Origin of the sequence: Actinokineospora auranticolor, assembly GCF_041897805.1 — a bacterium.
Lineage (GTDB): Bacteria > Actinomycetota > Actinomycetes > Mycobacteriales > Pseudonocardiaceae > Actinokineospora > Actinokineospora auranticolor.
Genome location: NZ_CP154825.1, coordinates 4,153,399 through 4,178,743, shown reverse-complemented (window position 1 = coordinate 4,178,743; position 25,345 = coordinate 4,153,399). Strand labels below are relative to the sequence as shown.

Annotated in this window: 22 protein-coding genes; 7 read left to right on the top strand and 15 right to left on the bottom strand. The window is 73.0% G+C overall.

The features are described 5' to 3' along the window. Positions 1 to 193: 193 nt before the first annotated feature. Both V5P93_RS18390 and V5P93_RS18385 read left to right on the top strand, forming a co-directional pair. Complete coding sequence (locus V5P93_RS18390; protein WP_245931539.1) at positions 194 to 811, top strand: DUF47 domain-containing protein; 618 nt, start codon at positions 194 to 196, stop codon at positions 809 to 811. Between the two features lies 1 nt (position 812). Continuing rightward, positions 813 to 1,808 (top strand): inorganic phosphate transporter, encoded by a 996-nt coding sequence (locus V5P93_RS18385; RefSeq protein WP_104481319.1) that lies wholly within the window; start codon positions 813 to 815, stop codon positions 1,806 to 1,808. 10 nt (positions 1,809 to 1,818) lie between these two features. Here V5P93_RS18385 and V5P93_RS18380 read toward each other — a convergent pair whose 3' ends face one another. Genes V5P93_RS18380 through V5P93_RS18345 form a run of 8 tightly spaced genes read right to left on the bottom strand, consistent with a single transcriptional unit; the run spans position 1,819 to position 15,541 of the window. Then, entirely contained in the window at positions 1,819 to 3,849 is a 2,031-nt protein-coding gene (locus tag V5P93_RS18380) for a KedN5 family methylcobalamin-dependent radical SAM C-methyltransferase (protein ID WP_146108219.1), read from the bottom strand. Between the two features lie 18 nt (positions 3,850 to 3,867). Further along, the gene (locus V5P93_RS18375) at positions 3,868 to 7,272 is read right to left on the bottom strand and encodes an AMP-binding protein (RefSeq protein WP_104481318.1); all 3,405 of its coding nucleotides are present in this window, start codon (positions 7,270 to 7,272) and stop codon (positions 3,868 to 3,870) included. After that, on the bottom strand, positions 7,269 to 10,346 hold the full coding sequence (locus V5P93_RS18370) for a non-ribosomal peptide synthetase (RefSeq protein ID WP_104481317.1): 3,078 nt from the start codon (positions 10,344 to 10,346) through the stop codon (positions 7,269 to 7,271). Before V5P93_RS18370 ends, V5P93_RS18375 begins: the two co-directional genes overlap by 4 nt. Further along, a complete protein-coding gene (locus V5P93_RS18365; RefSeq protein ID WP_104481316.1) occupies positions 10,343 to 11,911 on the bottom strand; it encodes a carbamoyltransferase C-terminal domain-containing protein in 1,569 nt (522 codons plus the stop codon). The genes V5P93_RS18370 and V5P93_RS18365 overlap by 4 nt, the downstream gene beginning before the upstream one ends. 28 nt (positions 11,912 to 11,939) lie before the next feature. Beyond that, positions 11,940 to 13,118 carry a hypothetical protein gene (locus V5P93_RS18360; RefSeq protein ID WP_104481315.1) on the bottom strand — a complete coding sequence of 393 codons (1,179 nt, stop codon included), beginning with the start codon at positions 13,116 to 13,118 and terminating at the stop codon, positions 11,940 to 11,942. Next, positions 13,115 to 13,822 carry a YqcI/YcgG family protein gene (locus tag V5P93_RS18355; protein WP_104481314.1) on the bottom strand — a complete coding sequence of 236 codons (708 nt, stop codon included), beginning with the start codon at positions 13,820 to 13,822 and terminating at the stop codon, positions 13,115 to 13,117. Before V5P93_RS18355 ends, V5P93_RS18360 begins: the two co-directional genes overlap by 4 nt. A 31-nt stretch (positions 13,823 to 13,853) precedes the next feature. Next, positions 13,854 to 14,495, bottom strand: coding sequence for a nucleoside deaminase (locus V5P93_RS18350; RefSeq protein ID WP_104481313.1), 642 nt, complete (start codon positions 14,493 to 14,495; stop codon positions 13,854 to 13,856). Beyond that, positions 14,492 to 15,541, bottom strand: a complete 1,050-nt coding sequence (locus V5P93_RS18345) for a radical SAM protein (RefSeq protein ID WP_104481312.1) — start codon at positions 15,539 to 15,541, stop codon at positions 14,492 to 14,494. Before V5P93_RS18345 ends, V5P93_RS18350 begins: the two co-directional genes overlap by 4 nt. Before the next feature lie 360 nt (positions 15,542 to 15,901). Here V5P93_RS18345 and V5P93_RS18340 point away from each other — a divergent pair, with 360 nt between their 5' ends. Then, on the top strand, positions 15,902 to 17,032 hold the full coding sequence (locus V5P93_RS18340) for a GNAT family N-acetyltransferase (RefSeq protein WP_146108218.1): 1,131 nt from the start codon (positions 15,902 to 15,904) through the stop codon (positions 17,030 to 17,032). A 25-nt stretch (positions 17,033 to 17,057) separates the two neighbouring features. Here the strand turns inward: V5P93_RS18340 and V5P93_RS18335 are convergent, their stop codons facing one another. The 4 genes from V5P93_RS18335 to V5P93_RS18320 form a co-directional block, all read right to left on the bottom strand. Beyond that, positions 17,058 to 17,849: a hypothetical protein gene (locus V5P93_RS18335; RefSeq protein WP_104481310.1), complete on the bottom strand. Its 792-nt coding sequence runs from the start codon at positions 17,847 to 17,849 to the stop codon at positions 17,058 to 17,060. Beyond that, a complete protein-coding gene (locus V5P93_RS18330; RefSeq protein ID WP_146108217.1) occupies positions 17,737 to 18,459 on the bottom strand; it encodes a hypothetical protein in 723 nt (240 codons plus the stop codon). The genes V5P93_RS18335 and V5P93_RS18330 overlap by 113 nt, the downstream gene beginning before the upstream one ends. Further along, on the bottom strand, positions 18,456 to 19,469 hold the full coding sequence (locus V5P93_RS18325; protein ID WP_146108216.1) for a hypothetical protein: 1,014 nt from the start codon (positions 19,467 to 19,469) through the stop codon (positions 18,456 to 18,458). Before V5P93_RS18325 ends, V5P93_RS18330 begins: the two co-directional genes overlap by 4 nt. Before the next feature lie 290 nt (positions 19,470 to 19,759). Beyond that, positions 19,760 to 20,044, bottom strand: a complete 285-nt coding sequence (locus V5P93_RS18320) for a hypothetical protein (RefSeq protein WP_104481308.1) — start codon at positions 20,042 to 20,044, stop codon at positions 19,760 to 19,762. A gap of 317 nt (positions 20,045 to 20,361) precedes the next feature. On the opposite strand from V5P93_RS18320, the gene V5P93_RS18315 reads away from it, so the two are divergent. The 3 genes from V5P93_RS18315 (at position 20,362) to V5P93_RS18305 (ending at position 22,251) form a co-directional block, all read left to right on the top strand. Further along, on the top strand, positions 20,362 to 20,958 hold the full coding sequence (locus V5P93_RS18315; protein ID WP_104481307.1) for a helix-turn-helix domain-containing protein: 597 nt from the start codon (positions 20,362 to 20,364) through the stop codon (positions 20,956 to 20,958). Beyond that, the gene (locus V5P93_RS18310; protein ID WP_104481306.1) at positions 20,955 to 21,632 is read left to right on the top strand and encodes a hypothetical protein; all 678 of its coding nucleotides are present in this window, start codon (positions 20,955 to 20,957) and stop codon (positions 21,630 to 21,632) included. Before V5P93_RS18315 ends, V5P93_RS18310 begins: the two co-directional genes overlap by 4 nt. A 196-nt stretch (positions 21,633 to 21,828) precedes the next feature. Next, positions 21,829 to 22,251 carry a hypothetical protein gene (locus V5P93_RS18305; protein WP_104481305.1) on the top strand — a complete coding sequence of 141 codons (423 nt, stop codon included), beginning with the start codon at positions 21,829 to 21,831 and terminating at the stop codon, positions 22,249 to 22,251. An 8-nt stretch (positions 22,252 to 22,259) separates the two neighbouring features. Here the strand turns inward: V5P93_RS18305 and V5P93_RS18300 are convergent, their stop codons facing one another. The 3 genes from V5P93_RS18300 to V5P93_RS18290 form a co-directional block, all read right to left on the bottom strand. Beyond that, on the bottom strand, positions 22,260 to 23,456 hold the full coding sequence (locus V5P93_RS18300; RefSeq protein ID WP_104481397.1) for an FAD-dependent oxidoreductase: 1,197 nt from the start codon (positions 23,454 to 23,456) through the stop codon (positions 22,260 to 22,262). Beyond that, a complete protein-coding gene (locus V5P93_RS18295) occupies positions 23,456 to 24,046 on the bottom strand; it encodes a TetR/AcrR family transcriptional regulator (protein WP_181043708.1) in 591 nt (196 codons plus the stop codon). Before V5P93_RS18295 ends, V5P93_RS18300 begins: the two co-directional genes overlap by 1 nt. A 66-nt stretch (positions 24,047 to 24,112) precedes the next feature. Next, a complete protein-coding gene (locus V5P93_RS18290) occupies positions 24,113 to 24,595 on the bottom strand; it encodes a DinB family protein (RefSeq protein WP_104481304.1) in 483 nt (160 codons plus the stop codon). 57 nt (positions 24,596 to 24,652) lie between these two features. Between V5P93_RS18290 and V5P93_RS18285 the strand changes: the two genes are divergently transcribed. Continuing rightward, a complete protein-coding gene (locus tag V5P93_RS18285) occupies positions 24,653 to 25,231 on the top strand; it encodes a helix-turn-helix domain-containing protein (protein ID WP_374066383.1) in 579 nt (192 codons plus the stop codon). Positions 25,232 to 25,345: the final 114 nt, after the last annotated feature.

The window sequence follows — 25,345 nt, the reverse complement described above, 5'->3', positions numbered from 1 at the left end:
CTCCTTTTCGCACGGTCGCCCCGAAGATCACCGGTGTTACGGGACAAAAGACCACAGTGGTCACCCCGGCCACCGCGGGAAGACCGACAAATCCGGCGCCCGCCGGTACCCCGGGCGCGTTCCGTCCACCTCGGACCGGGAGCGCGCGCACCCCCACCCCACCACCATGACCTCGGACGATTTAGGGTGCGGCGTGCGTTTCAACCCCCTGCCCAAGGACAAGACCTTCTACGAGCTGTTCGGCAAGTCGGCGAGCCACCTCGTCGACGGCGCCCGGCTGCTCACCGGCATGCTCGACGCCGGGAGCGACCGCGCGGCGGCGGCCGAGCGGCTCAAGGAGGTCGAGCACCAGTGCGACGAGGTGACGCACGAGATCATCCGGAGACTGAACTCGACGTTCATCACGCCGTTCGACCGGGAGGACATCTACCGGCTGACCGGCGGGCTCGACGACGTGATGGACGACATGGAGGCCGCGGCCGACTACATCACCCTGTACCGGATCGAGGAGCTGCCACCGGAGGTGTCCGACCAGGTGGAGGTGCTGCGGCAGGCCGCCGACCTCACCGCGGCGGCCATGCCGCGGCTGCGGGACATGCGCGACCTCGACGAGTACTGGATCGAGGTGAACCGGCTGGAGAACCACGGCGACAAGATCTACCGCCGGTGCCTGGCCCACCTGTTCTCCGGCGCCTACGACGCGTTGACGGTCATGCGGCTGCGTGACGTCGTGGAGCAGCTGGAAGCGGCGATCGATTCGTTCGAGACGGTCGCGAACATCGTCGAGCAGATCGCGGTCAAGGAATCCTGACGTGGAGTTCGCACTCGTGATCGCGGTCGTCGCGATCGCCCTGGCCTTCGACTACACCAACGGCTTCCACGACGCGGCGAACGCCATCGCCACGTCGATCTCCACCCGGGCGCTGACCCCGAGGGTGGCGCTGCTGCTGGCCGCGGTGATGAACCTGCTCGGCGCCCTGGTGTCCGAGGGCGTGGCAAGCACGATCGGCAGCGGCATCATCAGCCCGCCGGAGAACTCCGGCGGCATGACCGTGGTCCTCGCGGGCCTGGTCGGCGCCATCGCCTGGAACCTGATCACCTGGTGGCGGGGGCTGCCGTCCTCGTCGTCGCACGCGCTCATCGGCGGCCTCATCGGCGCGGGGATGGCGGCGTCGGTGACCGTGCACTGGTCGGTCATCGTCGGCAAGGTGCTCGTCCCGATGGTCGTGTCGCCGCTGGTCGGCTTCTGCCTCGCCTACGGCGTGATGGTGGCCATCGCCTGGCTGTTCCGCCGCGGCTCGCCAGGCCGGGTCAACCGGGGTTTCCGGGCCGGACAGTCGCTCTCGGCCGCGGCGCTGGCCTTCGGGCACGGCCTGCAGGACGCGCAGAAGACGATGGGCGTCATCGTGCTCGCCCTGGTGACCGCGGGTCTGCACACCGGGCACGACGTCCCGCTGTGGGTCAAGCTCGCCGCGGCGGGCGCCATCGCGCTCGGCACCTACTCCGGTGGCTGGCGGATCATGCGCACCCTCGGCCGCCGGGTGATCAAGCTGGACCCGGCGCGCGGGGTCGCCGCCGACCTCACCGCGTCCAGCGTGCTGTACGTGATGGCGATCGGCCTGCACGCCCCGGTGTCCACGACGCACACCATCAGCTCCGCCATCATGGGCGTCGGCGCCACCCGCAGGCTCTCCGCGGTCCGTTGGGGTGTGGCGGGCACCATCGTGTCCGCGTGGATCCTCACCATCCCGATGTCGGCGGCGATCGCCGCGGCCACCTACGGGCTGCTCACCCTCTTCCTCCCCTGACCGACCGCGCTCACCCGTCCGGTCCCGGCGCGGCGGTGCGGGTGCGGTCGACCGGACCGCACCGGTCATCGGGTTCGGGTGAGCGCGGTGGGCAGGTCGGGAGCTCGGCGCGGCCGATGTAGTGGGCGGTCTCCTCGTGGTTGGTCGAGTGCACGAGGTCGGCGAAGCCGTGCTTGAAGCGCAGGTGGACGTGGTGGGGACCGGCGGCGGGCGGGTCGAGGTGGCGGCGCGCGCGGGCGGCCCTGGCCAGGGCAGGGACGTCGAAGGCGTAGGTGCGGGCGACGGTCCAGTGGGCCTCGCCGTCGACCGAGGAGAGCCGGGCGTCGGGCAGCGCCCGGGGACCCGGATCGGGCAGGGGACGGGTGTCCAGGTCGTAGCGGAGCACCTCCCGCAGCGCCTCGCGCCACTCGCGGGGCGTGGCCGGGCCCACGGCGGCGCGCCACCAGCCGTCGACCAGGTCGGCGAACTCCTCGGTGGAGAAGCAGTACGCGAGCGCGGGGGCGAGGGAGTCCGGGTCGGCGGTGGAACTCGTCGCCGCCGCGCTCAGCAACCGGGCACCCGCGTGGTGCGCGGCCTCGGCCTCGACGAAGTCCGCCAGCGAGAGGATCACCGCGGACTGGCTCCAGCCCAGCACCGCGTCAAACACCGGCCACGTGTCGCGCAGGACCAGGTTCTCGGCGAGCAGCCGGGCCCAGAACAGGAACCGCTGCATCCGCAGGTTCTGCGCCAGCGAGACGCCCCGCGCGGCCAGCACGTACTCGAAGTCGTCCTGGCGACCGCGCACGGTGACGAAGCCGTGGACCGCGCGGCGGTCGGAGAAGTCGGTGTTGGGCAGCAGCAACAGCGGGTAGGCGGCGATCCGGGACACGTGCTTGGCCAGTTCGTCGTAGCCGCGCAGGAAGGTCTCCGGGGTCTCGCCGGGGATGCCCCAGATCAGCTCGGCGTAGCAGTCGAGTCCCTCGGCGGTGAGCCACTCCGCCAGGTCGCGCCACTGGTTGATCTTCATGTTGCGGCGGTTGACCAGGTCCAGCGCGGTGTCGTCGAGGGTCTGCAGCGCGAGGGTGAACGAGCTGCGCATGCCGGCCTCCCGCATCCGCCGGACGATGCCGCGGAACACCGCCGACTTGTTCTTCGCCCAGGACGTCTCCAACGCCCTCGGGCAGCCGTACCGGTCCCGGATCTCGATGAGGTCGTCGACGAACTCGGCGTCCTGCCGCAGCATCCCGAAGTTGGCGTCGCACAGCACGACGGTGTCGGCACCGGCCCGCGCCAGTGCCTCCAACTCGGCCCGCAGCCGGACCCGGGAGAACGACCGGACCTTCTGGCCGACGGCACCGCCCCAGTAGCAGAACGCGCAGTGGTACGGGCATCCCCGGTTGGTCTCCATCAGGGCCACGTCGTAGCGGAACCCACCGCGCTCGTCGAGCAGCGGGACGGCCCCGGTGAGGATCGGCGACGGGATCCGGTCCAGGTCGTCGACGCGTGCCTCGTCCGCCGTCGTGACGACCGAGCCATCCGGGCCCCGGAAGGAGATGCCGCGCACCCGCGCGTACGGGCCACCGTCGAGGACCGCCTTGAGGATGTTGACGAACGTGACCTCGCCCTCGCCGTTGACCACGATGTCCACCGCCGGGTCCCGGGTGAGCACCCGCGCGGCCTGCTTGGCGACGTGGTTGCCGCCGAAGACGACGACCGCCGACGGGTTGACCTGCTTGACGGTCGCGGCCACGGCGGCGAACTGGTTGGCGTTCCACCCGAGCACGGAGAAGCCGATCACGTCCGGTACCCCGGCCTGGAGCACCTTGATGGCCATCTCCAGCGGGGACAGGTGACCGGGGAAGTTGAGGATCCGCACGGCGCAGCGCGACCCGAGTTCGGGGTGCGCGCGGACCACGGCCGCGAGGTACCCGGCGGCGAGCGGCATGGACTCCTTCGCCATGTGCCACACCCCCTGCTGCACGATCAGCACGGTCAGCGCGGGCAGCACGGTCGACTCGCCTGCCGGGGCGGGTCCCGCCGGGCCGGGCGTCGTGGGCGGCATCTCGGCTGGCGCGCGGGCTCAGGGGGTGACCTGCGGGATTCCGGGTCCGATCATCCGGACCCGGCCGGTGGTGGTGCTGCGCTGCGCCAGCCAGGTGCGGACCGGGTCGGCGTTGGCGACCGCGTTGGTGCCCGACAGCAGGTCGGTGTGGCCGCCGACCGCCGGTTGAACCCGGGAGTCCCCGGTCACCAGGTCCCGCCAGCCCGCGATCCACCCCGGGTCGCCGTCCGCGGCGGTCAGCAGCAGCAGGTCGCACGGCACCCGACCGGCGGGCCGCGCGGCGGCGTGCCAGCGGGCGTAGCGGGCGACGGTGTCGGTGACCCGGTCGGCGCCGGTCTGGTGGACGTGCGCGGTCAGGTGCGGGTCGTCGAGGACCTCCCGGACCATCGCCGCAACCTCGCCGGTGCCGATCGGGACCGGGGTGCCGGGCGGTTCGGAGTCGAGGACCACGATCCCGTCCACGCGCTCGCCGCGTTCCCGCAGCGCGGCGGCCGTGGCGGTGGCGAGCACGCCACCGGCGGAGTAGCCGACGAGGAATCGGGGCCCCGACGCGCGGGTCGCGGTCATGAGGTCCGCCGCGCTGGCCGCCGGGTCCTCGCCACCGGGGAAGTCGAAGCCGTACACGCGGAAGCCCAGGTGCTGGGCGAAGCCCGCCATGGCCCACGCGTAGCCCGCGATCGGTGGGAAGCAGTACACGGTGGCGGCGCCGTCACCCTCGGCCAGCAGCTTCAGCGGGCTGTGCGCGGCGGGGCGCCGGTCGATCAGCCGCGCCAGCGCGGCGGCGGTCTGCGCGCGGTACACGTCCACGATAGACACTTCGCGGCGGAGGACGTCCCGGATGCGGATGGCCAGCAGCGCGGCGCCGAGGCTGTGACCGCCCACCACGAAGAAGTTGTCGTCCAGGCACGCGCTCTCGTCGGCCAGCACCTCGCGCCACAGGTCGAGCAGCACCCGCTCGGTCTCGGTCGCCGGTGGCCGAGCCGCCGCGCGGCGGACCTGCTCGGGTGTGGGCAGGGCGTTGCGGTCGAGCTTGCCGTTGGGCATCCTCGGCCAGTCCGCCATGATCACGACGTCGACGGGCACGGCGGCGGCGGGCAGGAACCGGCCGAGCGCGGCCCGCAGGCTCAGCGGATCCGGTGCCGCGCCGGGGTCGGGGATCACGTAGCCGCACAACCGGAGCTCGTCCGTGCCCGGTACCGGCCGCACCGCGCCCGCCGCGTCCCGCACGCCGGGCAGGGACCGCAGGCACTGTTCGACCTCACCCAGTTCGACCCGGTGGCCGAGCAGTTTGACCTGGGTGTCGGCGCGACCGCTGACGACCAGGTCGCCGCCGGGCAGCCGCCGGGCCAGGTCGCCGGTGCGGTAGAGCCGTTCCCCGGGCAGCGCGGGCGCGCGGGTGCCGAACTTCTCCTCGGTCAGCGCCGGGTCGCCGAGGTACCCCTTGGCCAGCCCGATCCCGGCCAGCCACAGTTCGCCGACCACCCCGACGGGCACCTCGCGCAGCTCGCTGTCGAGGACGTGGGCGCGGGCGTTCGGGATCGGGCGGCCGATCGGGACCGGCCCGGACGAGCCCACCCGCGCCGGGTCGATCACGGCCGCGCAACTGATGTCGGTGGCCTCGGTGGGTCCGTAGATGTTGAGCAGCGTCGCCCGGCACTCCCCCGACGCCACCCAGTCCCGCAGCCGCGCGAGGTCCGGTGTCTCACCGCCGAGCGCGAGGTGGCGCAGCGACCGCAAGGGGCGGAACCCCGCCGCGGCGGCGACGTCGATCAGCGGGTACACCGCCGACGGCACACCCGGGTTCAGGACCGTCACCCGTTGCGCCTCCAGCAGCGCCAGGAGGTCGCGCGGGTCGTAGGCGCTGTCGGGGGCCAGGACCACGCTCGCGCCGGAGATCAGCGGTGCCAGGTAGTTCTTGACGGAGGCGTCGAACCCGCAGGTGATGGTCTGCAGCACCCGCGTATCCGGACCCATCTCGCACGCGTCCCGGTACCACCGGAGCAGGTTGACCAGCCCCCGCATGCCGACCTCGACGCTCTTGGGCGTCCCGGTCGAGCCCGACGTCTGGATCACGTAGGCCGTGGCGTCCGGGTCGTGCCGGTCCGCCACCGGCGTGGCGGGCCGGGTGTCGAGTGCGCGGCGGTCGTACTGGCGCTTGTGGACGCGGGCGGGTGCCCGGGGTGTCGTGCGGTCGATGTGCAGCAGGACGTCGTAGGCGTAGCCGGTGAGGTGGTCGTCGTGGAAGGCCATCGGGGCGGCCTCGACCCGCGTGACCTCCGGGAAGTGGTGGGGCAGGTCCTCGAAGAAGGCGGTCGGGAGGAACAGCGCGTCGGCCGCGGACAGCGGGCGACCGCCGTGCTCGGCCCGGTGGCGGGCGGCCACCTCCGCCAGGAACCCCTCCCGGCGGGCGGCGTCCCACACGTGCCCGAGGTAGACCACGCCCCGCGCGCCGACCCGGCCGATCGCCTCCCCGAGCACGGCGCGCAGGTAGTTCACGCCGCCGAAGCTCTGCACGACGCTGTTGAACACGACCGCGTCGAACGGCCCCGCCGACTCGGCGGGCAGCTCGTTGAGGTTGAGCGCCCCAAGTTCGTGCAGCGCGACGTTGTCCAGCCCGTGTTCGGCGCGGGCCCGGTGCGCCCAGCGCAGCACCCCGGCCGACGGGTCGATGCCGACGTACCGGCCCACCAGCGGCGCGAGGCCCTTCAACGTGGTGCCCGTGCCGCAGCCGATCTCCAGCATGGTCGCGTCCGGGGACAGGTAGTCGGCGATCTTGCCCGCGGTCGCGCGCACGTACCGGTCCAGCGCCTCGTCGCTGATCCGCGCGCCGGTGTACGGGCTGCGCCACCCGTTGGCCGCGACCGGGTCGTCGGCGTGGTCGGCGACGTAGTTCCACAGCTCCAGGCTCATCCGGGTGCCCGCAGGTTCCAGCTCGCGCAGCACGTCCGGGGAGTCGACGCACAGGCTCGCCGCGGTGTCGGGGCTGTTCCAGAACAGCTCGTTGCAGGTGCCGGTCAACGCCCGCTCGGACACGATGACCAGCGGACGGGTGTCGCGGACCAGCGAGTGCAACCGGGCGTCGGGCAGGTCCGGGTTGAGCGGCACGTACGAGCCGCCCGCCTTGAGCACGGCGACCAGCGCGACCACGAGCCGGTAGGACCGCCGCAGCAGGACCCCGACGTGCGCGCCGGGCCCGACGCCGTGCTCGGCGAGGAACCCGGCCAGCCGGTCCGCGTCGGCGATGAGGTCGGCGTAGGTGTGCCGGGCCGCGCCGTCGACCACGGCCACCGCGTCCGGGGTCGCGGCGGCCTGCTCGGTGATCAGCGCGCCCGCGGTCCGCTCCCCGGGGGACTCGGTGGCGGTGGGCGGCCGGGCCCCGGGTTCGCTGTCGTCCTCCCACAGCGCGATGTTGGACAGTTTCACGCGGAGACCTCCCTGGTGACGGCTCGGGCAAGCCGCCGCAGGGCGGCGAGGTAGCGCTCGACCGTGCCGTGCCGGAACAGGCGGCCGTCGTACTCGAAGGCGACCCGGAACTCGGCGGCGGTGTCGTGGACGTAGAGCGTGAGGTCGAACTTGGCGGTGTCCACGGGGACCTCGACCAGCCGGGACTGGTCGAGGAACAGCCCGTCCGACTCGGGTTCGGCGCCGAGGACGTCGGCGAAGTTCTGGTAGGCGAACATCACGTTGGTCAGCGGCTGGGTGCCCGACCCGCGATCCGGGTTGAGGTCGCGGACGACCACATCGATGGGGCAGTCCTGCTGGTCCAGCGCGGCGGTGAGGGCGGCGGCGACCTGGTCGGTGAACTCGTCGAAGTCCAGGTCCGGGCGCGGGAACAGGCGGACGGGCAGGACGTTGACGAAGAACCCGACGAGGTGCTCGAGGTCGGGGTGCACGCGCGCGGCGCCGCCCAGGCCGACGCAGATGTCCTCCAGGGACGTCAGCCGGTGCAGCAGCCAGCCGTACAGGGCGAGGAACACGGTGGCGGGCGTCCGGCCAGACCGCGCGGCCAAGGCGCGCACCCGCGCGGACAGGTCCGCGTCGAAGGTGCACGCGCAGGTACCGCCGGAGAACACCGCGCCCGCCGCCGAGTCGCCGTCCGCGGGCAGGGGCAGGTGGGTGGGCACGCCCGCGAGTCGTTCCCGCCACGCCGGTGCCCGCGCGGACAGGTCCCGCGCGCGGTCCCACACCGCGAAGTCCCGGTAGCCGATCGGCAGGTCGGGCAACGCGGGCCGCTCTCCCCGGCGGGCGGCGCGGTAGGCGGCGTTGAGGTCGCGGGAGAGCACGACGATCGACCAGCCGTCGCAGATGACGTGGTGCAGCGTGATGACCAACCTGCACCGCGACGACGACAGTTCGACGAGCACGACCCGGGCCAGTGGTGCCTCGGTGAGGTCGAACGGTCTGGCGGCCTCGGCGCGGACGAGTCGCTCGGCCGCCGCGACCGGGTCGTCCTCCGTGGACACGTCGACGACGCGCAAGGGGACGCGCACCCGCTCGTGGACGATCTGGCGGGGTTCGCCGTCGCGGACGGTGAACCCGGTGCGGAGGCTGTCGTGGCGGGCCGTGACGACGGCCAGCGCGGTCTCCAGGGCGGCGCGGTCGAGCGGCCCCTGGTCCATGACCACCGGGACGTTGTAGGCCAGGGAACCGCCGAGCTGGTGCAGGATCCACATCCGCTGCTGCGCGTGGGACAGCGGGTGGTCGGCCGCGGGTTCCGCGCGCGGGATGTGGTCGACCCGCGCGCCGAGGTCAGCCAGCGCTCGGGCGAGGGACCGGGGTGTGGGGTGGTCGTAGACGGTGCGCAGCGGAACGCGCGCGCCCCAGCGCGCGGCGATGCCGTTGACCAGGCGCAACGCCTTGAGGCTGTGTCCACCGGCGGCGAAGAAGTCCTCGTCCGGCGCCAAGGCGGCGCGGCCCAGCGCGGTGCCGAGCAAGACGCCGAGATCGGTCGCGTCCGCACTGGGTGGCGCCGCGGTGCTCCGGGCCGCCTCGGCGGCCAGCGCGGCTCGGTCGACCTTGCCGTTGGCGTTGTGCGGCAGCGTGGCGCGGCGGAGGAACCGGGACGGCACCATCCACGGCGGGAGGTGGGCGCGGGCGTGCCCGCGCAGGGTTTCTGCGTCCGCGTCGGCGGCGTAGCAGGCGACGAGGTCGAGGTCGCCCGTGCCGTCGGGGACCGCGACGACGGCGACCTCGGTGACGCCCGGGCAGCCCGCCAGGACGTTGCCGATCTCGCCGGGCTCGACCCGGTACCCGCGCACCTTCACCTGGTCGTCGACGCGACCGAGGAACTCCAGCCCGCCGTCGGGGGTGACCCGCCCCAGGTCACCGGTCCGGTACAGCCGATCGTCGTCGAGGGTGGTGAAGCCGGAGCCGGGCGCCGGGTGCAGGTAGCCGCGAGCGAGTCCCATGCCCCCGACGCAGATCTCTCCGGCCACGCCGGGCGGAACCACGCGCAGGCCGTCGTCGCGGACGTCCACGCGCACACCGGGCAACGCCGTGCCGAGTCCCAGCGTCGGTCCGGTGAGCTGCGTGTCGCGGTCGACGCGCAGACAGGTGGCGTCCACTGTGGCCTCGGTCGGCCCGTACATGCTCCACACGGTCAGCGCGTCGCCCGCGCTCCGGTCGAGCAGCCGCCGGACCACGGCGGTGGGCACGGCCTGCCCGCCGGTGACGATGTGCCGCAGGTCGGTGCGGGTCGTGCCGAGCCCGGCGTCGACGAGCGCGGCCAGGAACGGGGCGACGACGTTGACCAGCCCGACCCGGTGGCGGACCACGAGGTCGAGGAACCGGTGCGGGTCGCGCCGGTCGTGTTCGTCGAGGACGAGGAGGGTGCCGCCGTTGGCCGCGCACGACAGCACCTGTTGGAGGGCCGCGTCGAACACGAACGGCGCCGACAGGGCCTCGACCGTCCGGCCGCCGAGCGGCGCGTAGAGCGTGTCCTGGAGGTGGGTGACGAGGTTGGCGAGGCCGCCGTGTTCGAGCAGCACCCCTTTCGGCGTGCCGGTCGACCCGGAGGTGTACAGCAACGCGGCCAGGCCGGTAGGTTCCGGTGTACCCGGTGCTCGTTGTGCCCCTGGCTCGTCGGGATGGTCCGGAGACAACAGGGACACCGGGGACAGCGTGGTCACCGCGTTCGGGATCGCCCGCCGCCCGGTGTCGTCGACGACCGCGAAGCGGCAGCCGCTGTCGGCGAGCAGCAGCGCGAGCCGTTCCGCCGGGTACTCGGTGCTCAGCGGGAAGTAGGCCGCACCCGACTCAAGCACCCCGAGCAGACTGGAGACCGTCCATTCGGACCGTTCCATGAGGACGGCTACGGGTTCGCCCCGCCGCACGCCGTTGACCAGGAGGGCGTGTGCCAACCGCCGCACGCGGGCGCGCAGCTCGGTGTGGGTAACACGGTAGGTGACGCCACCTCGTTCGCAGACCACCGCGAGCGAAAGGGGATCCCGGGTTCCCTGAAGAACCCGCGCGGCGGTTCGCTGGTCTACCGCGCTCACGAGCTCTTCCGGGTGGCGAACAGGTCGTTGACCACGTAGCCGTCGAGGCCGTGCTGCTCGCCGTAGGTGATGAGGTCGCTGGTGCGGTTGATGAAGCCCCGCCCGGAGAAGTTGAGGGAGGTGTTGCACAGCACGCTGTAGCCGGTCAGGGCGCGGAACTCGGTGAGCAGGCGGGCGATCCCGGGGTTCTGCTCCGGTGTGACGGTCTGGACGCGGGCCGTGCCGTCCACGTGCGTGACGGCCTTCAGCGCGTCGGTGCGCACGTCGGTGAAGTAGAGCATGAACGGATCGGGCAGTCCGCCCGCGAACCAGCGGTCCGCGTCGCCCGCCAGGCAGATCGGCGCGATCGGGCGGTAGGGCTCGCGCTGCTTGATGGTGTTGAGCCGCGCGTGGGTCTCCCTGGTGAACGGCGCGGCCAGGATCGATCGCGCGCCCAGCGCGCGGGGACCCATCTCGTAGCGGCCCCTGGCCCAGCCGATCACGTTGCCCCCCTCCAGGAACCGGGCCACCTCGGCGTGGTCGAGCGGGCGGACGTCGTAGCGCACCGGGTCGAACGCGGCGTCTTCCACGAACTCCTCCCCCGCGTAGGCGTCCCACGCCACCCGGGCGGAGCCGGTGTAGTGCAGTTGCGCGTCGATCGCGGTGCCGAGCGCCGAGCCGCTGTCGTTCGGGCACGGCGGGACGAACACCTCGGCGAAGAGCCCGCAGTCCGCCCAGCGCCGGTTCCACTCGCAGTTGAGCCCGCACCCGCCGGACAGCAGCAGCGGCAGGCCCTCGGTGAGGTGCCGGGCGGCGTAGTCGTGGAACCGGCCGAAGATGGCGTCGGAGAACTTCGCCGCCAGGTTCTTGTACTCCTGCGACAGGACCCCGACGTTGTGGAACGGCGACCACGACAGCTCGGACTTGGGCAGGGCGAGCAGGATGCCGTCCTGGTCCAGCAGGTACTCGATGAGTTCCTTCTCCTCCGGCAGCACCGGTCCCCGCTCGGCGAACCCGGTGAGCGCCATCTGCTTGCCCGCGTCCTGGAAGCGGAAGTGGCCGGGCAGGTCGGGGAACCTCGGGTCGGCGAGGGCGAACAGGTAGGCGTACTTGTTGCCCGGGTCGGTGAGCACGTGCTCGAGGTGGGTGACCGCGCCGGTCTCGTCGACGCGGTAGAAGGAGCCGATGTTGCCCTCCCACACCAGGCAGTAGCAGGGCTGCCCGGCGGCCACCGGTCCGAGTCCGTAGGCGGTCATGATGTGCGAGCGCTCGTGGGTGGAGGAGAAGACCCGGGTCGGCTTGCCCAGGAAGCGGCCGGGCCGGTCGGTGACCGAGCCGGGGCCGACGCCGAAGTAACCGGTGTGGGCGGGCGGTTCGACGGAGTGCCAGCCCTTGACCCAGCCGCCGACGGCGACCGCGTCGGGTTGCCGGTCCAGGCGGTCGGCGGCGCGCAGCAGCAGGTCCGCGGTGAGCCGGTCGTAGCGGGGGTAGTTGTCCTTCTCCGCCTCCAGGGAGAACAGCAGGGTCCCGTCCTCGACCGCCACGACGGCGCCGTCGTGGCCCTCCTTGAACGACAGGATCAGCACGGTGGTCAGCTCCTTGGGTGCGGGGCGGTCACGACCGGACGAGCAGGTGGCGGCCGTGGCCGGTCAGGTCGGGGAGCAGGTCGCCCTGCCGCCGGGCCGAGGCGAACGACCGGTGCAACCGGCCGTCGTGGTGCAGCCGCACCTCGGCGACGTCCTGCAGCGGTCCGATGCGGAAGCCCGGCACCTCGGGTCGCCCGAGGTCCGCCGCGTCGACGGGGTCCAGCGGCACGGGCCGACCGTCGACGAGCAACTCCGGTGCCGAGGCGCACTCCAGCCGGTGCGCGCCGCCGACCGGCAGGAGGGTGCGCGCGCCCCAGGCCCGGCCGCCCCAGGTCACGATCACCCGGTAGGCGCGGACGTCCCGGAGGTCGTCGGGCCCGAACCCGCCCAGGTACGCCGTGGCGGCGCCCGGGGTCTCCTGGGTCCGCAGTCCCGTGGCGGTGAACCGCCACCGCGCCACGGCGCCCGGAGTCGGGGTGCCGGTCCACTCCGGCCGCCGGGTCGGGCCGGCGGCATCGGCCCACAGGTCGACCTCGGCGACCGAACCGCGCAGCCCACGACCCAGGTCGAACAGCCCCGGGTCGCCCGGCTGCCCCTGGTACTGACCCACCGCGAACGCGCCGCCCCCGGGCAGCCGCGCGCCACGCGCCACGACCTGCCGGGCGATCGGGTCAGCAAGTGGGGAAGGCGACCGCCCCTCGGCCTCGGCGGTCACCCTGGCGATGCCGTCGTCCTGGTACAGCAGGGTTTCCCCGGTCGTGGCGTCCCAGCTCACCGCGAGGCGCTGCCACTGGGCGTAGTCGAGGCTCTTGCCGAAGGACACCCGCTCGCCCGCGACCTCGAGCGTGAGGCCGCCGTCGAGCCGTTCGCGCAGCGCGAGGACGGTGCCGTCGCCGGGCACGGCGTAGCTGAACAACACGATGTCCGCGTCGCCCCGCAACGGGCACAGGTCGAACACCGCGGTGAACGCCCGGGGCGGGAAGTCCGCGAGGTTCTGCGCCATGACCCACTGCCGGGGCTTCGCCCGCAGGAACGGCAGCGCGCCGACCGGGTCGAGCAGCAACCCGTACCGACCGCGCGCGGACCGGTACTCCACCACGGGCACGACCGAGGTGTGCGGACGAAGGCGCACCTCGGCGGTCACCCGCGCGTCGACGGCCAGTGCCGCGAGGTCGGATTCGGCGGCCACGGCCCAGGTCGGGCTCACGGGAACACCGCCGGTGTCTCCCACCACCGCACGGCGGGCGCGTCGACGTCGAGGGGGCGGACGATGCGCCAGGCCTCGTACGGGCAGTAGCTCGCTCGGGGGTCGTAGCCGCGGCCGTTGTCCGCGTAGTCGCGGCGGACCTTCTCCCGGACGGGCGGGGGCAGCACGGTCTCCCCCGGCCGCAGCACCCGGGTGAACGACGGCCGCGGCTGGATCAGCAGGTAGGTGCGGTCGATGCCGAACCCGTAGCGGGAGTGCGCGGACGGGTAGCACGGCGCGAAGGTGTTGACGAAGAACTCCTCGCCGCCGAAAGCGAAGCACCACGACACCCGCTCGATCTCGCCGTAGAGGCACCGGCTGTCGGCCGGATCGTGGTCGCTGAGGAAGCGCAGCACGGCGTGCGTGGTCTGGGCCAGTGCCCGCACGCTCGCGCCGAAGCGCTCCCCGGCCAGTTCCACGACGAAGCCGTCGAGGTTGTCCGCGTAGGTGTGGTCGATGAAGTCGCACAGCAGGGGCACGGCACCGGCGAGGTTCTCCTCCGGCGTCCGGTCCCGGTCGTAGTCCGGGGCGCCCCACAGCCGCGACGCCGGGGCGTAGACGCAGTGCGTGCCCGTGCGCACGGGGTCGAACCGCGCCAGGCACGGCGCCTGGTCCGGGGGTGGTGGGGACTGGCTGTCGGGTGGGCTCGTGGTGGGGTTCGTCACGCGGGGTCCTTGTCTCGGCGAACCGGTCCGGTCATGAGCGGACGAGGCGTTCGTTGAGCCACGCCTCGGTCGTGGCGAACACGTCGGCCGCGATCTCGCCGAGCACCGGGTGGCAGGCGGCGGGTTCGAAGGTCTGCCGGGGCGTGCGCCCCGCGGCGAGGCGCCGCCAGTACGGTGGCAGGCCCGCCATCCTGGACAGCATGCCCCCGTCCTCGTCCGGCGCGAGGTAGCGGACGGCGCGGATACCGGAGTTGAGCAAGCGGACCGTACACATAGGACAGCATTCGAGCGAGGTGTACAGGGTAGTGCCGACTCCGACTCCGACTCCGGACCCGGACCCGGGGTCGGAGTCGGGGAAGCGGGCCTCGAAGGTGTCCAGGGCGTCGGATTCCGCGTGCGCCGAGGTGTCCCGGCGCGGTTGGAGCAACCGGTTGCGGCCCTCGGCGACGATCTCGCCGTCGCGCAGGACCACGGCGCCGACGCCGTAGTTGCCCTCGTTGGCCGACACCAGCCCCAACACGCAGGACAGCCAGGCGAACGCGTCCTCGGGGCCGGGCAGGCCCTCGGTGTCGGCGAGCCGTTCGGCCAATCCGGCCACCAGGTCCCCGGTGGGGCGCAGGTCGTCGAGGAGCGCGCGTCCTCGGGCCCAGGCTTCGCGGACCGCCGGTGTCACTTGTGTTCCATGGTCAGATCGGTGGCGGTCCGGGGCTCGGCGATCAGCGGGAGCAGGTGGTGGCCGGGGCGCACCGAACCGTCGCCGTTCATGACGATGGCGCGCTTGAGCAGGCCCCGGGTGAAATCCTCCCTGGCCCGGTAGGTTTTGTCCTCATCGGACAGACCCTCGGAGGTCAGCCCGAGGTACACCGCGATCCCCTCTTCGCGCTTGCGCTCGGCCATGGCGACGATGTCCGAGAGCCTCGGGGGTTTGTAGTCCGGCAGGCGTTGCGCGCGGGCCGCCCACTGGGTGCCGTGGGCCACGTACATGGGGTTGATCCGGATGGTCAGCGGGACGCGCCTGCTCGCGCAGTGCTCGTGCAGGTAGTCGATCGCCTTCTCGGCCTCGGTCCAGGCCTGCTCGTCGGTCATCTCCGGGTCGGGTTTGAAGAGCACGTACGCGGTCAGCTCGCAGCCCGCCTCGGCCACCTCGTCCAGTCCGCGCAGGAACGACTCGAGTGGTTCGCGCTTGCCCAGCACGCGTTCGCGCAGGTCCTCGTCGAGGGTCTCGAAGCCGGTCAGGATGTCGAGCGTCTTGCCGCTGTCGCGCGCGATCTGCCGGAGCCGGTCGGCGCGCGCGAACTCCAACCTGGTCTCCAGCACGATCTTGCGCACCCTCGGGAGCTTGCGCACCGCGGTGGTGATGTCGGTCAACGCCTCCGGCGGGAAGGTGGTCTCGTCGAAGACCGAGCCCTCGTTGGCGATGGTGATCCGCTCCAGCACGCCCAGCGCGTGCCGGTCCTCGTCCAGCACGTGGCGGAACTGCGCGCGCACCTGCTCGGCGGGCACCCAGTCGCGGGAGGACTTGAACGGCAGCGCGCAGAACTTGCACTGGTACCGGCAACGCTTGGTGTTGAACAGGATCGCGAGGTCCTGTTCGCCGAGGAAGTTGCGGTGCAGGAAGAAGTGCGGCCGGTCGTGCGCGGGTGCCGAGTCTCCCATCGCCTTCGGTGGACCGTAGGCCCGGTACAGCGCGCCGAGGTGTTCGTCGAGCGGGAGGCTCATGCGGTCGTGGTCCCTTCACCTGATTTCGGCGCTCACCAGACCGGATCAAGGGTGGTGTCCGCGCGGGCAGGGAAAGCGAAAGCGCTTTCCTGCAATTGCATTCCGGCCTGCGTCCGGGGTGTGGAGTCGAGTGCCCACCTCCTCCCGCACGGCACTTCCGAGTGTCGCACGGGTTCCGGGAGTTCGATCACGAAACCGCCCGTCTGCGCCAATTGTTCACGCACGGTCACTCGGAGTCGGTCGGTCGGTAATGCGACCGGCGCAATGGGAGGTCGCTCGAGAGTTCGCACGGGGAAGCCTGTCCCCGGTACTACGCTGGGCGCCGCCGAGGACGCATCGCTTGGAGGGGTGTGGATCCGCATGCCGGAGGACTTGCGCGTCGAGGTGGTGGACCGGCCGGATCACGCCGAGTGGGATGCTTTGGCCGGGCGGGAGTCGTTCTACGCGGGCACCCGCTGGCTGGCGTTCCAGCGGGCGCTGGAGCCGAACGCGCATGCGTACCACGTGTGCGTTCGCTCCGGCGACCGACTTGTCGCCGCCGTCGCGGTCTTCGCGCTCGACCGCCCCAGCCGCGCCGACTACCACCCCCACCGCCTGTTCCCCGACATCACCCGCCCCGACGCCACACCCGTGACCCTGATCGGCGGCACCAACGGCTACCTCAGCGCCCCCTTGGGCGGCGCGGCGGCCCCGCTGCCCCTCTTGCTCGACGCCGTCGACCGGATCACCGAGGAGCACAGCGCCGGTCTCGGCTGGTGGCTCTACACGACGAGCGAACACGCCGCCACGATCGCCGAGCGCGCGGGTGTCGTCCCCCGCCTGCACGCCTGGGGCGAATGCGTCGTCGACCTCCCCGGTGCCGGTTTCGACGACTACCTCGGCGGCCTCTCCCGGTCGCGGCGCGAGGCGGTCCGCCGGGATCTGCGCGGCATCACGAGGTCGGGCCTCACGGTCGAGCGAACCCGCCTCTCCACCTGCCACGAGCGGTGCGGTTGGCTCCTCGCCCAAACCATGCGCAAGTACGACAAGGAGGCCACGCCCGAGGACATGGCCGAGTGGCTGGACAAACTCAACGGGGCCGCCGCCGACACCGGGCAGGTCTACCTCTGCCGCGACGAACGGCGGCAGGTCATCGGGTTCTCCCTGGCCTACGCCGAAGGCACCACCGACTACATGCGCGTGGCGGGATTCGATTACGCCAACGCGCCGCACGTCGGAGAATACTTCCAACTCCTCTTCTACGAACCCATCCGGGACGCGTACCAGCGCGGCGCCACCGCGCTCCACGTCGGTTCCGGGTCCACCCACGCCAAGGCCAGGCGCGGCGCCCGCGTTCGTCCACTGTGGGCGGTGCCGACCCGGGCCGAGGCATGGGACGTCGGAACGACCACCGAGCACAACCGGCGTCGCGCGAGCGAATTGCGCGCCGAACTACCCAACGAGGACCTGGTATGGGCGCACGGCAGCGAGGAGTGGTTACGCACTCCATGAATCGCGCGGGAGCCCCAAAGGCCGGTCAGGTCGTCAGCCGCGCGGCGATCGCGCGGAACGCGTCGGGGTCGACGCGGGCGAGTGGGACCAGGGCCGAGACCCAGTCGCCGGTGGTGAGTCGCGCGATCACGGTGTCGCGGGACGGGGGCTCGGTCGCGGCCGGGTCCCCGGACCTCGTGGCGAAGGGGCTCGTGGGGACGGTGAGCGCGGCGGAGGTCGTGAGGATGGCCGTGACCGCGCGGCGGTGCAAACCGTCCTTGATCGAGAGCGCCGCGCGCTCGGCCCGGTGGCGCGCGGACCGACCCCGGCGGTCGTGGCAGGCGGTGCAGGCGTCGACGACGTGGCGCAGGCAGCGGACCCGGAGGTCCTGGGGGCGCAGCGGTGTCGCGGCGGTCTCGGCGGCGGCGGTGATGGTGGCTGCCGTGGTGTGGTCGCCGTGGTCGGCGGCGGTGATGGCCACGCGGCAGAGGGCGCGGATCCGGTGGTGGGGGTCCTCGATCGCCTTGGCCGGCGCGGTGGCGCGCTGATACCACCCGGTGCGGGCCACGGCGAGGGCCAGGGTGTCGAGGAGTTGGGCCTGCTTGTCCGGGTCCGCGTGGTCGACCACGTCGGCGATGAAGACCTGGGCCTGCTTCACCACCGGACCGGCGGCCTGCCTGCCCAGGGCGCGCACGGCGGCCTCGACGACGAACGCGTGCGCCTGGCTACGCCAGTCGAGGTCGACCTCCGGCAGCGCCACGCGAGCCAGCGCGAGGATCCGCCTGCCGCGCACCTGGTCGTCGCCGAGACCGTGCAGCAGGGCGGCGAGGGCGCGCACGCGGTAGTACGGGTAGTCGATGTCGTGGGCGGTGGCCTCGGCCCGCTCCGGTTCGCTGTCGTTGGCCAGGGCGGCCCGCGCGGGCGAACCGGACGGCGACGACCGGGTCCGTCGCCGAGTCCGCCAGACCGGTGAGCAACCGGGCCCGTCCGGCGGGCAGGCTCGACGCCCGGGCGATCCGCAGCGCGCCGGTGTGGTCGCCCGCGTCGGCCGACTCCCGCGCGAGATCGGCCAGCGCGGCCTCCTGCCAGGCCGGGTCCGGCGACCGCGCGGCGACGGCGACCCGCTCTTCCCCGCGCGCCAGCTCGAACTCCACCGGCACGTCGATCTCCCCGCGCGCCGCGATTCCCGCCGCCAGCGCGTGATCACCCGCGAGTACCGCGGCGCGGACCAGCTCCACCGGGCGCGGGTGGTCGCGGGCGGCCGCTCGGTGGATCATGGCGACCGCCTGCGCGGCGTACCCGGCGGCCGCCAACCACCCCGCCGCGTCGGCCAGGTCCTCGACGCGGGGCGCGGTGGCCAGCAGCAGGACGGCCCGGTCCGGTTCACCGCAGCGGATCCAGCCGCGGACCACGTTGCGCACCGACTCCACGTGCCGGGTCCGCTTCATCGGCTCGCCCAGCAACTCCGCCGCGGCGCCGACCAGCGCCCGGGCCTCGGCCGCGCGGCCCGCCGGTGGTGCCGCTTCGGCTGGGTCACCGCGGTGGACGCGGCGCGGGCCCGGTCCCGGTCGCCCCTGGCCCACGCGGCCCGGATCACCTCGACGAGCACGTCGGTCCGCCGGTCCGGGTGCAGCGCGGCGGCCACCTCCTCGGCCCCGTCGAAGTCACCCCGGGCCGCCAGGGCGCGGCCCAGCTCGCACTCGGCGTGCATCCGGGCGCGCGGGTCGGCGATGTCGGGTACGGCCGCCTCGGCGTCCGCGCGCAGTCGCTGGGCGTCCGCGTCGGCGGCGGTGTGCCGCAGGGCGGCGGCGAGCGCGGTGATCCGCGCGCGGGGGTCGGACAGCCCGGTGGCCGGCCCGCGCGCCCGCGCGGCGTAGCCGAGGCGCGCCCACACCGCGACCAACCCGGGCGGCACGTCCGCGCTCCGGCCCGCCAGGTCGAGCCGGTGCACGGCCAGGGAGAACAGCGTCTCGACGGACGGGTCGGGCTGTTCGAGGAGGATCCGCTGCGCGGTGGCGACCTCGGCCAGGGCGGCCGTGTCGCTACCGGTCAGCTCGTACATGCGGTCGTGCCGGGCGGTGCTGGTGGCGTGGTGCAGCACTCCGTCGACGTCGCCGAGGGATTCGAGCAGGGCGAAGTAGCGGCCGAGCAGGTATTCGGGGGTGTCCTCGGGCCAGTCCCGCGACCGCCAGTCCTCGGCCCAGGCGCGCAGGTCGGCGTGGCCGTTGATCACGTCGGCCACCTCGCTCTCGCGCTGGGCCGCGTCCGGCGACCTGGTCAGCTCGCGCACGACCCGGGGGTCGCACAGCGGGTGGGTGAGGTCCCGGCTGATCGCCTCGGGGCGGGGGCGGTGCGGGCGGGAGGACACGATGATCCGCAGGCCGTCGCGGGGCCGCGCGGGGAGCAGGTGGGCGATGCCGGTCCGGCCGGTGCCGGACTCCTCGTCCAGGCCGTCCACCACCAGGACCAGGCGCCTGCCCCGGGTGTCCCGGCAGTGCGCGGGACGCGGTTTCGTCGTCGCGCCCGGTGAAGTCCGCGGGCGCCAGGTCGCGCAGGGTGCGGTAGTCCCAGTGGTGCGGGCGGGATCCGATGACGAGGTCGCCGTTGAGGACGCCGACCTGGGTGCTGTTGGTCAGGTCACCGGCCTGGTTGTGGACCTCGACCAGCGCCTACCGCCCCGTTCGCCCGTGGACTCCTCCCGTGCCCGGGAAGATCGCGGACCGCGGCGGTGGCGTTACCCCCGGTGGCTCAGGCGGCGGCGAGGGTGAGCAGGGAGCGGTCGACCAGCATGGCGCCCGCGGCGGTCACCACGACGCGGGCGTCGCGCCCGGCGACCGAGAGCGACTCGATGACGACCAGGCCGCGGCGCACCAGCGACAGCACGGCGTCGGCCTCCCAGCCCGCCAGCTCGCCCGCGGCGGCACCGCTGTAGTCGGCCCAGCGGAAGCCCATCGGGCCGCCCCACAGACCGTTGTGGAACAGCACCGCGCCGTCGGCCACGTCCTGCAGGGCGATCATCTCGTTCTCGGTCATCGCGGACTCCTTCAGGTCGGTGCGGTTGGTGGCGATGACTCATCCTGACCCCGCCGCGGGCCACCGGGCGGGCTCGGCACCGACACAGCTGCCAAGGCACTCCCCACCCGCAACCGTCCACGCGGGACAAGGACACCCCATCCGCTCTACACTCCGTCGCCGCAGCGCCGCTTGCCACCCTTTCAGCGGTCCCCCACGGGCGGGTCAGACCGGTCCTAGTCCGCCAGTGCATATCCCCCACACGGGTCCCCTTCACGCGAACCGGGTACTCGACGACGTCATTTGACAAATCGAACTGTCAAATGGAACATGGGCGCGTGACGGGCGGGATCAACTACCTCGACGAGGTCGACCGGGTGGCCGTCGCGCTGCCCCCGTTGCGCAGGCAACTGCTGGTCAAGCTGCGCGAACCGGCCTCGGCCAGCCAGTTGGCCGCCGCGCTCGGCTTGCCGAGGCAGCGGGTGAACTACCACCTGCGGGCCCTGGAGTCCGCCGGGCTGGTCGAACTGGTCGAGGAGCGCAAGCGGCGGGGGTGCGTGGAGCGGATCCTGCGCGCCCGGCCCGGCGCGCTGGTGGTCGACCCGACGGTGCTGCGCGACGACGACCCGCCCGCCTGCCTGGTCCAGGACCAGTACGCCGCCGAGCACCTGGTCGAGGTGGCCGCCGCGACCGTGCGGGAGGTGGCGGGCCTGCGGGTTCGCGCCGACGAGCGGGGCAAGCACCTGCTGACCTTCACCATCGAGGCCGAGGTCCGCTTCGCCGCCCCGGCCGACGTGCACGGCTTCACCGACGAACTCACCGCCGCGCTGCGCGAGATCGCGTCCCGCTACGAGGGCCGCGACGGCCGGGAGTACCGCGTCATCGTGGGCGGCCACCCCGCGACCACACCCCGACGACAAGAGGACGACCGATGAGCGAGACGCCCCGGATCGTGGTCACGGTGGCCGCCACCGCCGACGCCACCTGGCGGGCACTGCGGGACAAGGACGTCATCGGCCAGTGGCACGGCTGGGACACCGCCGACCTCGACGCCGAGATCGACGCGATCTACTTCACCGGCGTCACCGAGGACGCCGAGACCCGCACCCTCGTCGCCCACGGCGGCGACCGCTTCCAGGTGCACGAGACGGAAGGCGGGGCGCGCGTCACCCTCACCCGCGCCCCGCTGAGCGGCGACCCGAACTGGGACGCCTACTACGACCAGATCACCGAGGGCTGGACGACCTTCCTGCACCAACTGCGCTTCACCCTCGAACGCCGTCCCACCGCCCGGCGCCGAACCGTGTTCCGCAACGACAACGCCTCCGCCGTCGAACGACTCGGCTTGGACTCGCTCACCGGCCCGCCCGGCAGCCGCTACCGCGCGACCCTGGCGGGCGAACGGGTCGAGGGCGAGGTGTGGTTCCGCACCGAACGCCAACTCGGTCTCACCGTCGACTCCTGGGGTGAGGGGCTGCTCGTCGTCGAGGGCATCGGAGCCGATCCGACCGCCGTGCTGAGCACGTACGACCTCGACGGTGCCGCGTTCGACGCGCTCGACACCCGCTGGGCGGCGTGGTGGTCCGAAAGCGAGGCGGAACCGCGTTGACCGCCACGGAGGCGAACCCGGTTCACCTCCGCCGTTTTGAGTACACAATGGACAGTCATGGTCTCGCTGTCCCGTTCGGCCATCCGGCCGATCCGAGGTGGACCGAGCCGGCGGATTAACGACCTCCGGTAATGCTCATCTCACCCAGGGCGATCCCACCCCCGGGACAATCGCCCGACGAGAGGAGTTCCCCGGCATGGGGTGGTTAGGGCGCAAGCACAAACCGCGGTTCCCGCCGGACATGGTCCGGCGGCTGGAGTACCTGGGGCGGTACGAGTTCGACTCCCCGGGCTCCGGTCTGGACGCGGTCGACGTCCAGACCCGTTGCGTCGCACCGTTCCACGACGGCGAGGCGCACGACCGCGACGCGTTCATCGCCGACCTGCGCGCCCTGGTCACCGAGGACGGCAGCGAGTTCGCGACCTACGGCGCCGGGTGCCTGGTCGTCGAGCTGTTCGGCCAGCGGGTGGACACCCCCGATGCCCTGGCCGTGCTCGACGCCGCCATCGAGGTCAAGCGCGTCCGCGGGCTGCCGAGCGCGGCGCTCAAGGGCTACGAGTGGCAGCGCTGGCTGTCCGTGCACGGTCAGGGCACCTGGCCGAACCGGCCCAGGCGCTAGGCGCCGCGTCAGGCGTTGAGGCGCGCGGGTTTGCCCGCCAGGCCGGTCGCCAGGAGCCGGTCGGCGACCGGGAGCCGGGCCAGGCCCAGCGCGGCGCGGCGGACCCACAACTCGGTCCGGGAGCGGGGCAGGAACCAGCGGGCGGTGGCGCGGGCGACCCGTTGCTTCTCGGTGATCACGGGACGCCAGCGGCGTTCGTAACCCGCCAGCGCCGCGCCGATCGAGTCCGGCGAGCCCACTGAGTCGAGCGAGTCCAGCGAGTCCAGCGCCGCCAGCTCCCCGGCCAGGACGTACGCCCCGCCCATGCCCAGCGAAGCGCCTTGACCCGCCAGCAGGGACACCGCGGCGCAGGCGTCACCGACGAGCACGACCCGGCCCCGGTGCCAGGCGGGCAGGTCCACCTGGGCGACCTGGTCGTAGTAGATCTGGTCGTTGGGCGGGCAGGCCGCCAGCGCGCGGGGCACGACCCAGCCCAGATCGCGGTATTCGCGGAGCAACTCGGCTCGCGGGTCGGCGGGCGAGCCCGGTTCGGCGGCGCGGTGCACGGCGAAGGCGGCGACGCGGCCGTCACGCAGGCCGTAGAAGCCCATCTGGCGGTCGCTGGTGTCGGTCAGGCAGAACCGGTCCGCGACCCGGTCGCGGATGTCCGGGGCGTCGAAGGTGAACGCGGCGGTGTGAAAACCCAAGTACCGCAAGGGGTTTTCCGGCCCGAACACGAGTCGGCGCACCGCGGAGTGGATGCCGTCGGCGCCGACGAGCAGGTGCGCCTCGACCTCGGTGCCGTCGCTCAACCCCACCCGCACGGCACTGCGCTCGTCGGTCACGCGCGCAACTGTGGTGGCGTAGCGCGTTTCCACCCGCTCCGGGAGGTGTTCGCGCAGAGCGCGTTCCAGGTCCGGCCGCATGATGCTGAGCAACCGCTGGTCGAGCGCCGAGGCGAACCGCGCGAAGCTGATCCCCGTCCGCCGCCGCCCGGACTCGTCCAGGTAGGCCGCCTCGCGCACGCGGTATCCCAGTTCCGCCAACCTCGGCAGCAGTCCCATCGCCTCGGCGGCGTCGTAGCCCACCCCGAAGAAGTCGATCATGTACCCCTGCTCGCGGGGCCGCGGCGCCTTCTCCACCACCAGGACGTCCCAGCCACGCGTGGCCAACCGCTCGGCCAACGTCAGACCGGCGATCCCGGCCCCGCAGATCACAACCCTCATCACGGCCCACTCCTCCTCGGCTCCGGGCCGGCGCACAACCTGCGCAGCACGGGCGCCACGGCGTCGGCGGTCAACGACGGGTTCAGCGCGCGGTGCAACAGGAGTCCGTCGATCGCGGCGATCAACACCGCCGCCGTGGGCCCCGGATCGGCGACGCCGCGTTCCCCCAGCCACACCGCGAGCCGGTCGCCGACCTCGGCCGCCACGCCCGCGACCGCGCGCCGCAACTCCTCGTCGCGGGTGGCGGCCAGGTAGGTCTCGGTGAACAGCAGCGAGACCGGTTCGTCCCCGGTGTACTCCGCGAAGGCGCCCACGAGCAGGTCGACCGCGTCCTCGGGCGTGCCCGCCCGCGCCAACAGTGGGTCCACGACCTGAGCGGCCTCGCGCATCGCCGCCACGGCCGCCTCGGTCAGCAACGACCGCAGGGACGAGAAGTGGTAGTGCACCAGCCCCGGGGCGACCGCGGCCCGCTCCGCCAGCACCCGGGTGCTGACCGCGCTCCACCCCCGTTCGACGATCAACTCGGTCGCCGCCGCCACCAGCCGCTGCCGCACCTCACGCCCGCGGTCCGCCGCGGTCACACCCGCCATCACCACTCCTGGTCGATCGCCCAGGTCACTCGCCTTGGGCGATTGCCCAAACAGTAGCACGCGGGGTCAGCGGCCGGTCGCGCCGTCGTGCAGCTCGCGGAGGATGTCGGCGTGGCCCGCGTGCCGGGCGGTCTCCTCGATGAGGTGGACCAGCGTCCAGCGGCGGGAGGGCGAGACGCCCCGCCTGCCCCGGCGCGGCGGGCTCGGGTCGTCGAGGGTGGACCAGCGGGCGATCTCGGCGTTGGCCCGCTCGATCGTCGCGCGGTAGGCGGCGAGCACGGACGCCGCGGTCTCGTCCGGACCGGGGTGGTGGCCCGCCTGCCAGTCCCGGACGGGTTCGCTCAGCAGCCAGTGGGCCTCTACCTGGGTGAGGTGTTTGACCAGGCCGAGCAGGCTGGTGCCGGAGGGGACGCCGGGCGCGCGGACGTGCGGTTCGGGGACGCCTTCGGCCTTCGCGGCCACGGCGGCGCGGAGGTAGTCGAGGAAGGCGGTCAGCACGTCCTTCTCCCGGGTACCGGTGCCGGGCGGGCCCATGTCTCGTGTGGTCATCGCCCCACTCTCGCCCCACCTGGCCGGAAGAGCACGAAAACTTGCCACCCCGGCAAGATGGGCGGCATGGACGACGACGTACTGGCCGCGGTCGGCCCCCGGCTGAGGGCGCTGCGCGGGCAACGCGGCCTCACCCTCGCCGACCTGTCCGCCGCGACGGCGATCTCGGAGAGCACCCTGTCGCGCCTGGAGAGCGGTGGCCGCAAGCCGACGCTGGAGCTGCTGCTGCCACTGGCCCGCACCTACGGCGTGCCGCTCGACGACCTGGTCGGCGCGCCGCGGGTCGGGGATCCGCGGATCCACCTGCGACCGATCTACCGGCACGGGATGACGTTCATCCCGCTCACCCGCCGCGCCGGGGGCCTCCAGGCGTTCAAGGTGGTCATCCCCGAGCGCGCGGAGCCCGCCGAGCCGACCCCGCAGACCCACGGCGGCTACGAGTGGGTCTACGTCCTCACCGGCCGACTGCGCCTGGTCATCGGCGACCGCGACCTGGTGCTGGCGACCGGCGAGGCCGCCGAGTTCGACACCGCCCTGCCGCACTGGCTCGGTTCGGCCGACGGCCGCGCCGTGGAGACGCTGGTGCTCTTCGGACCGCAGGGCGAGCGCGCCCACGTGCGCGCCCGCCCCAGGTAGCCCGAGCCGGTCGGCGCCGTCCCATCCGTCCCGAGTGTTGGAGGTGCGGCCCTGGCCGCGTTCGTCTACCTGGCCTTGGCCATCGCGTTCGAGGTCGTCGGGGTGGCGCTGATC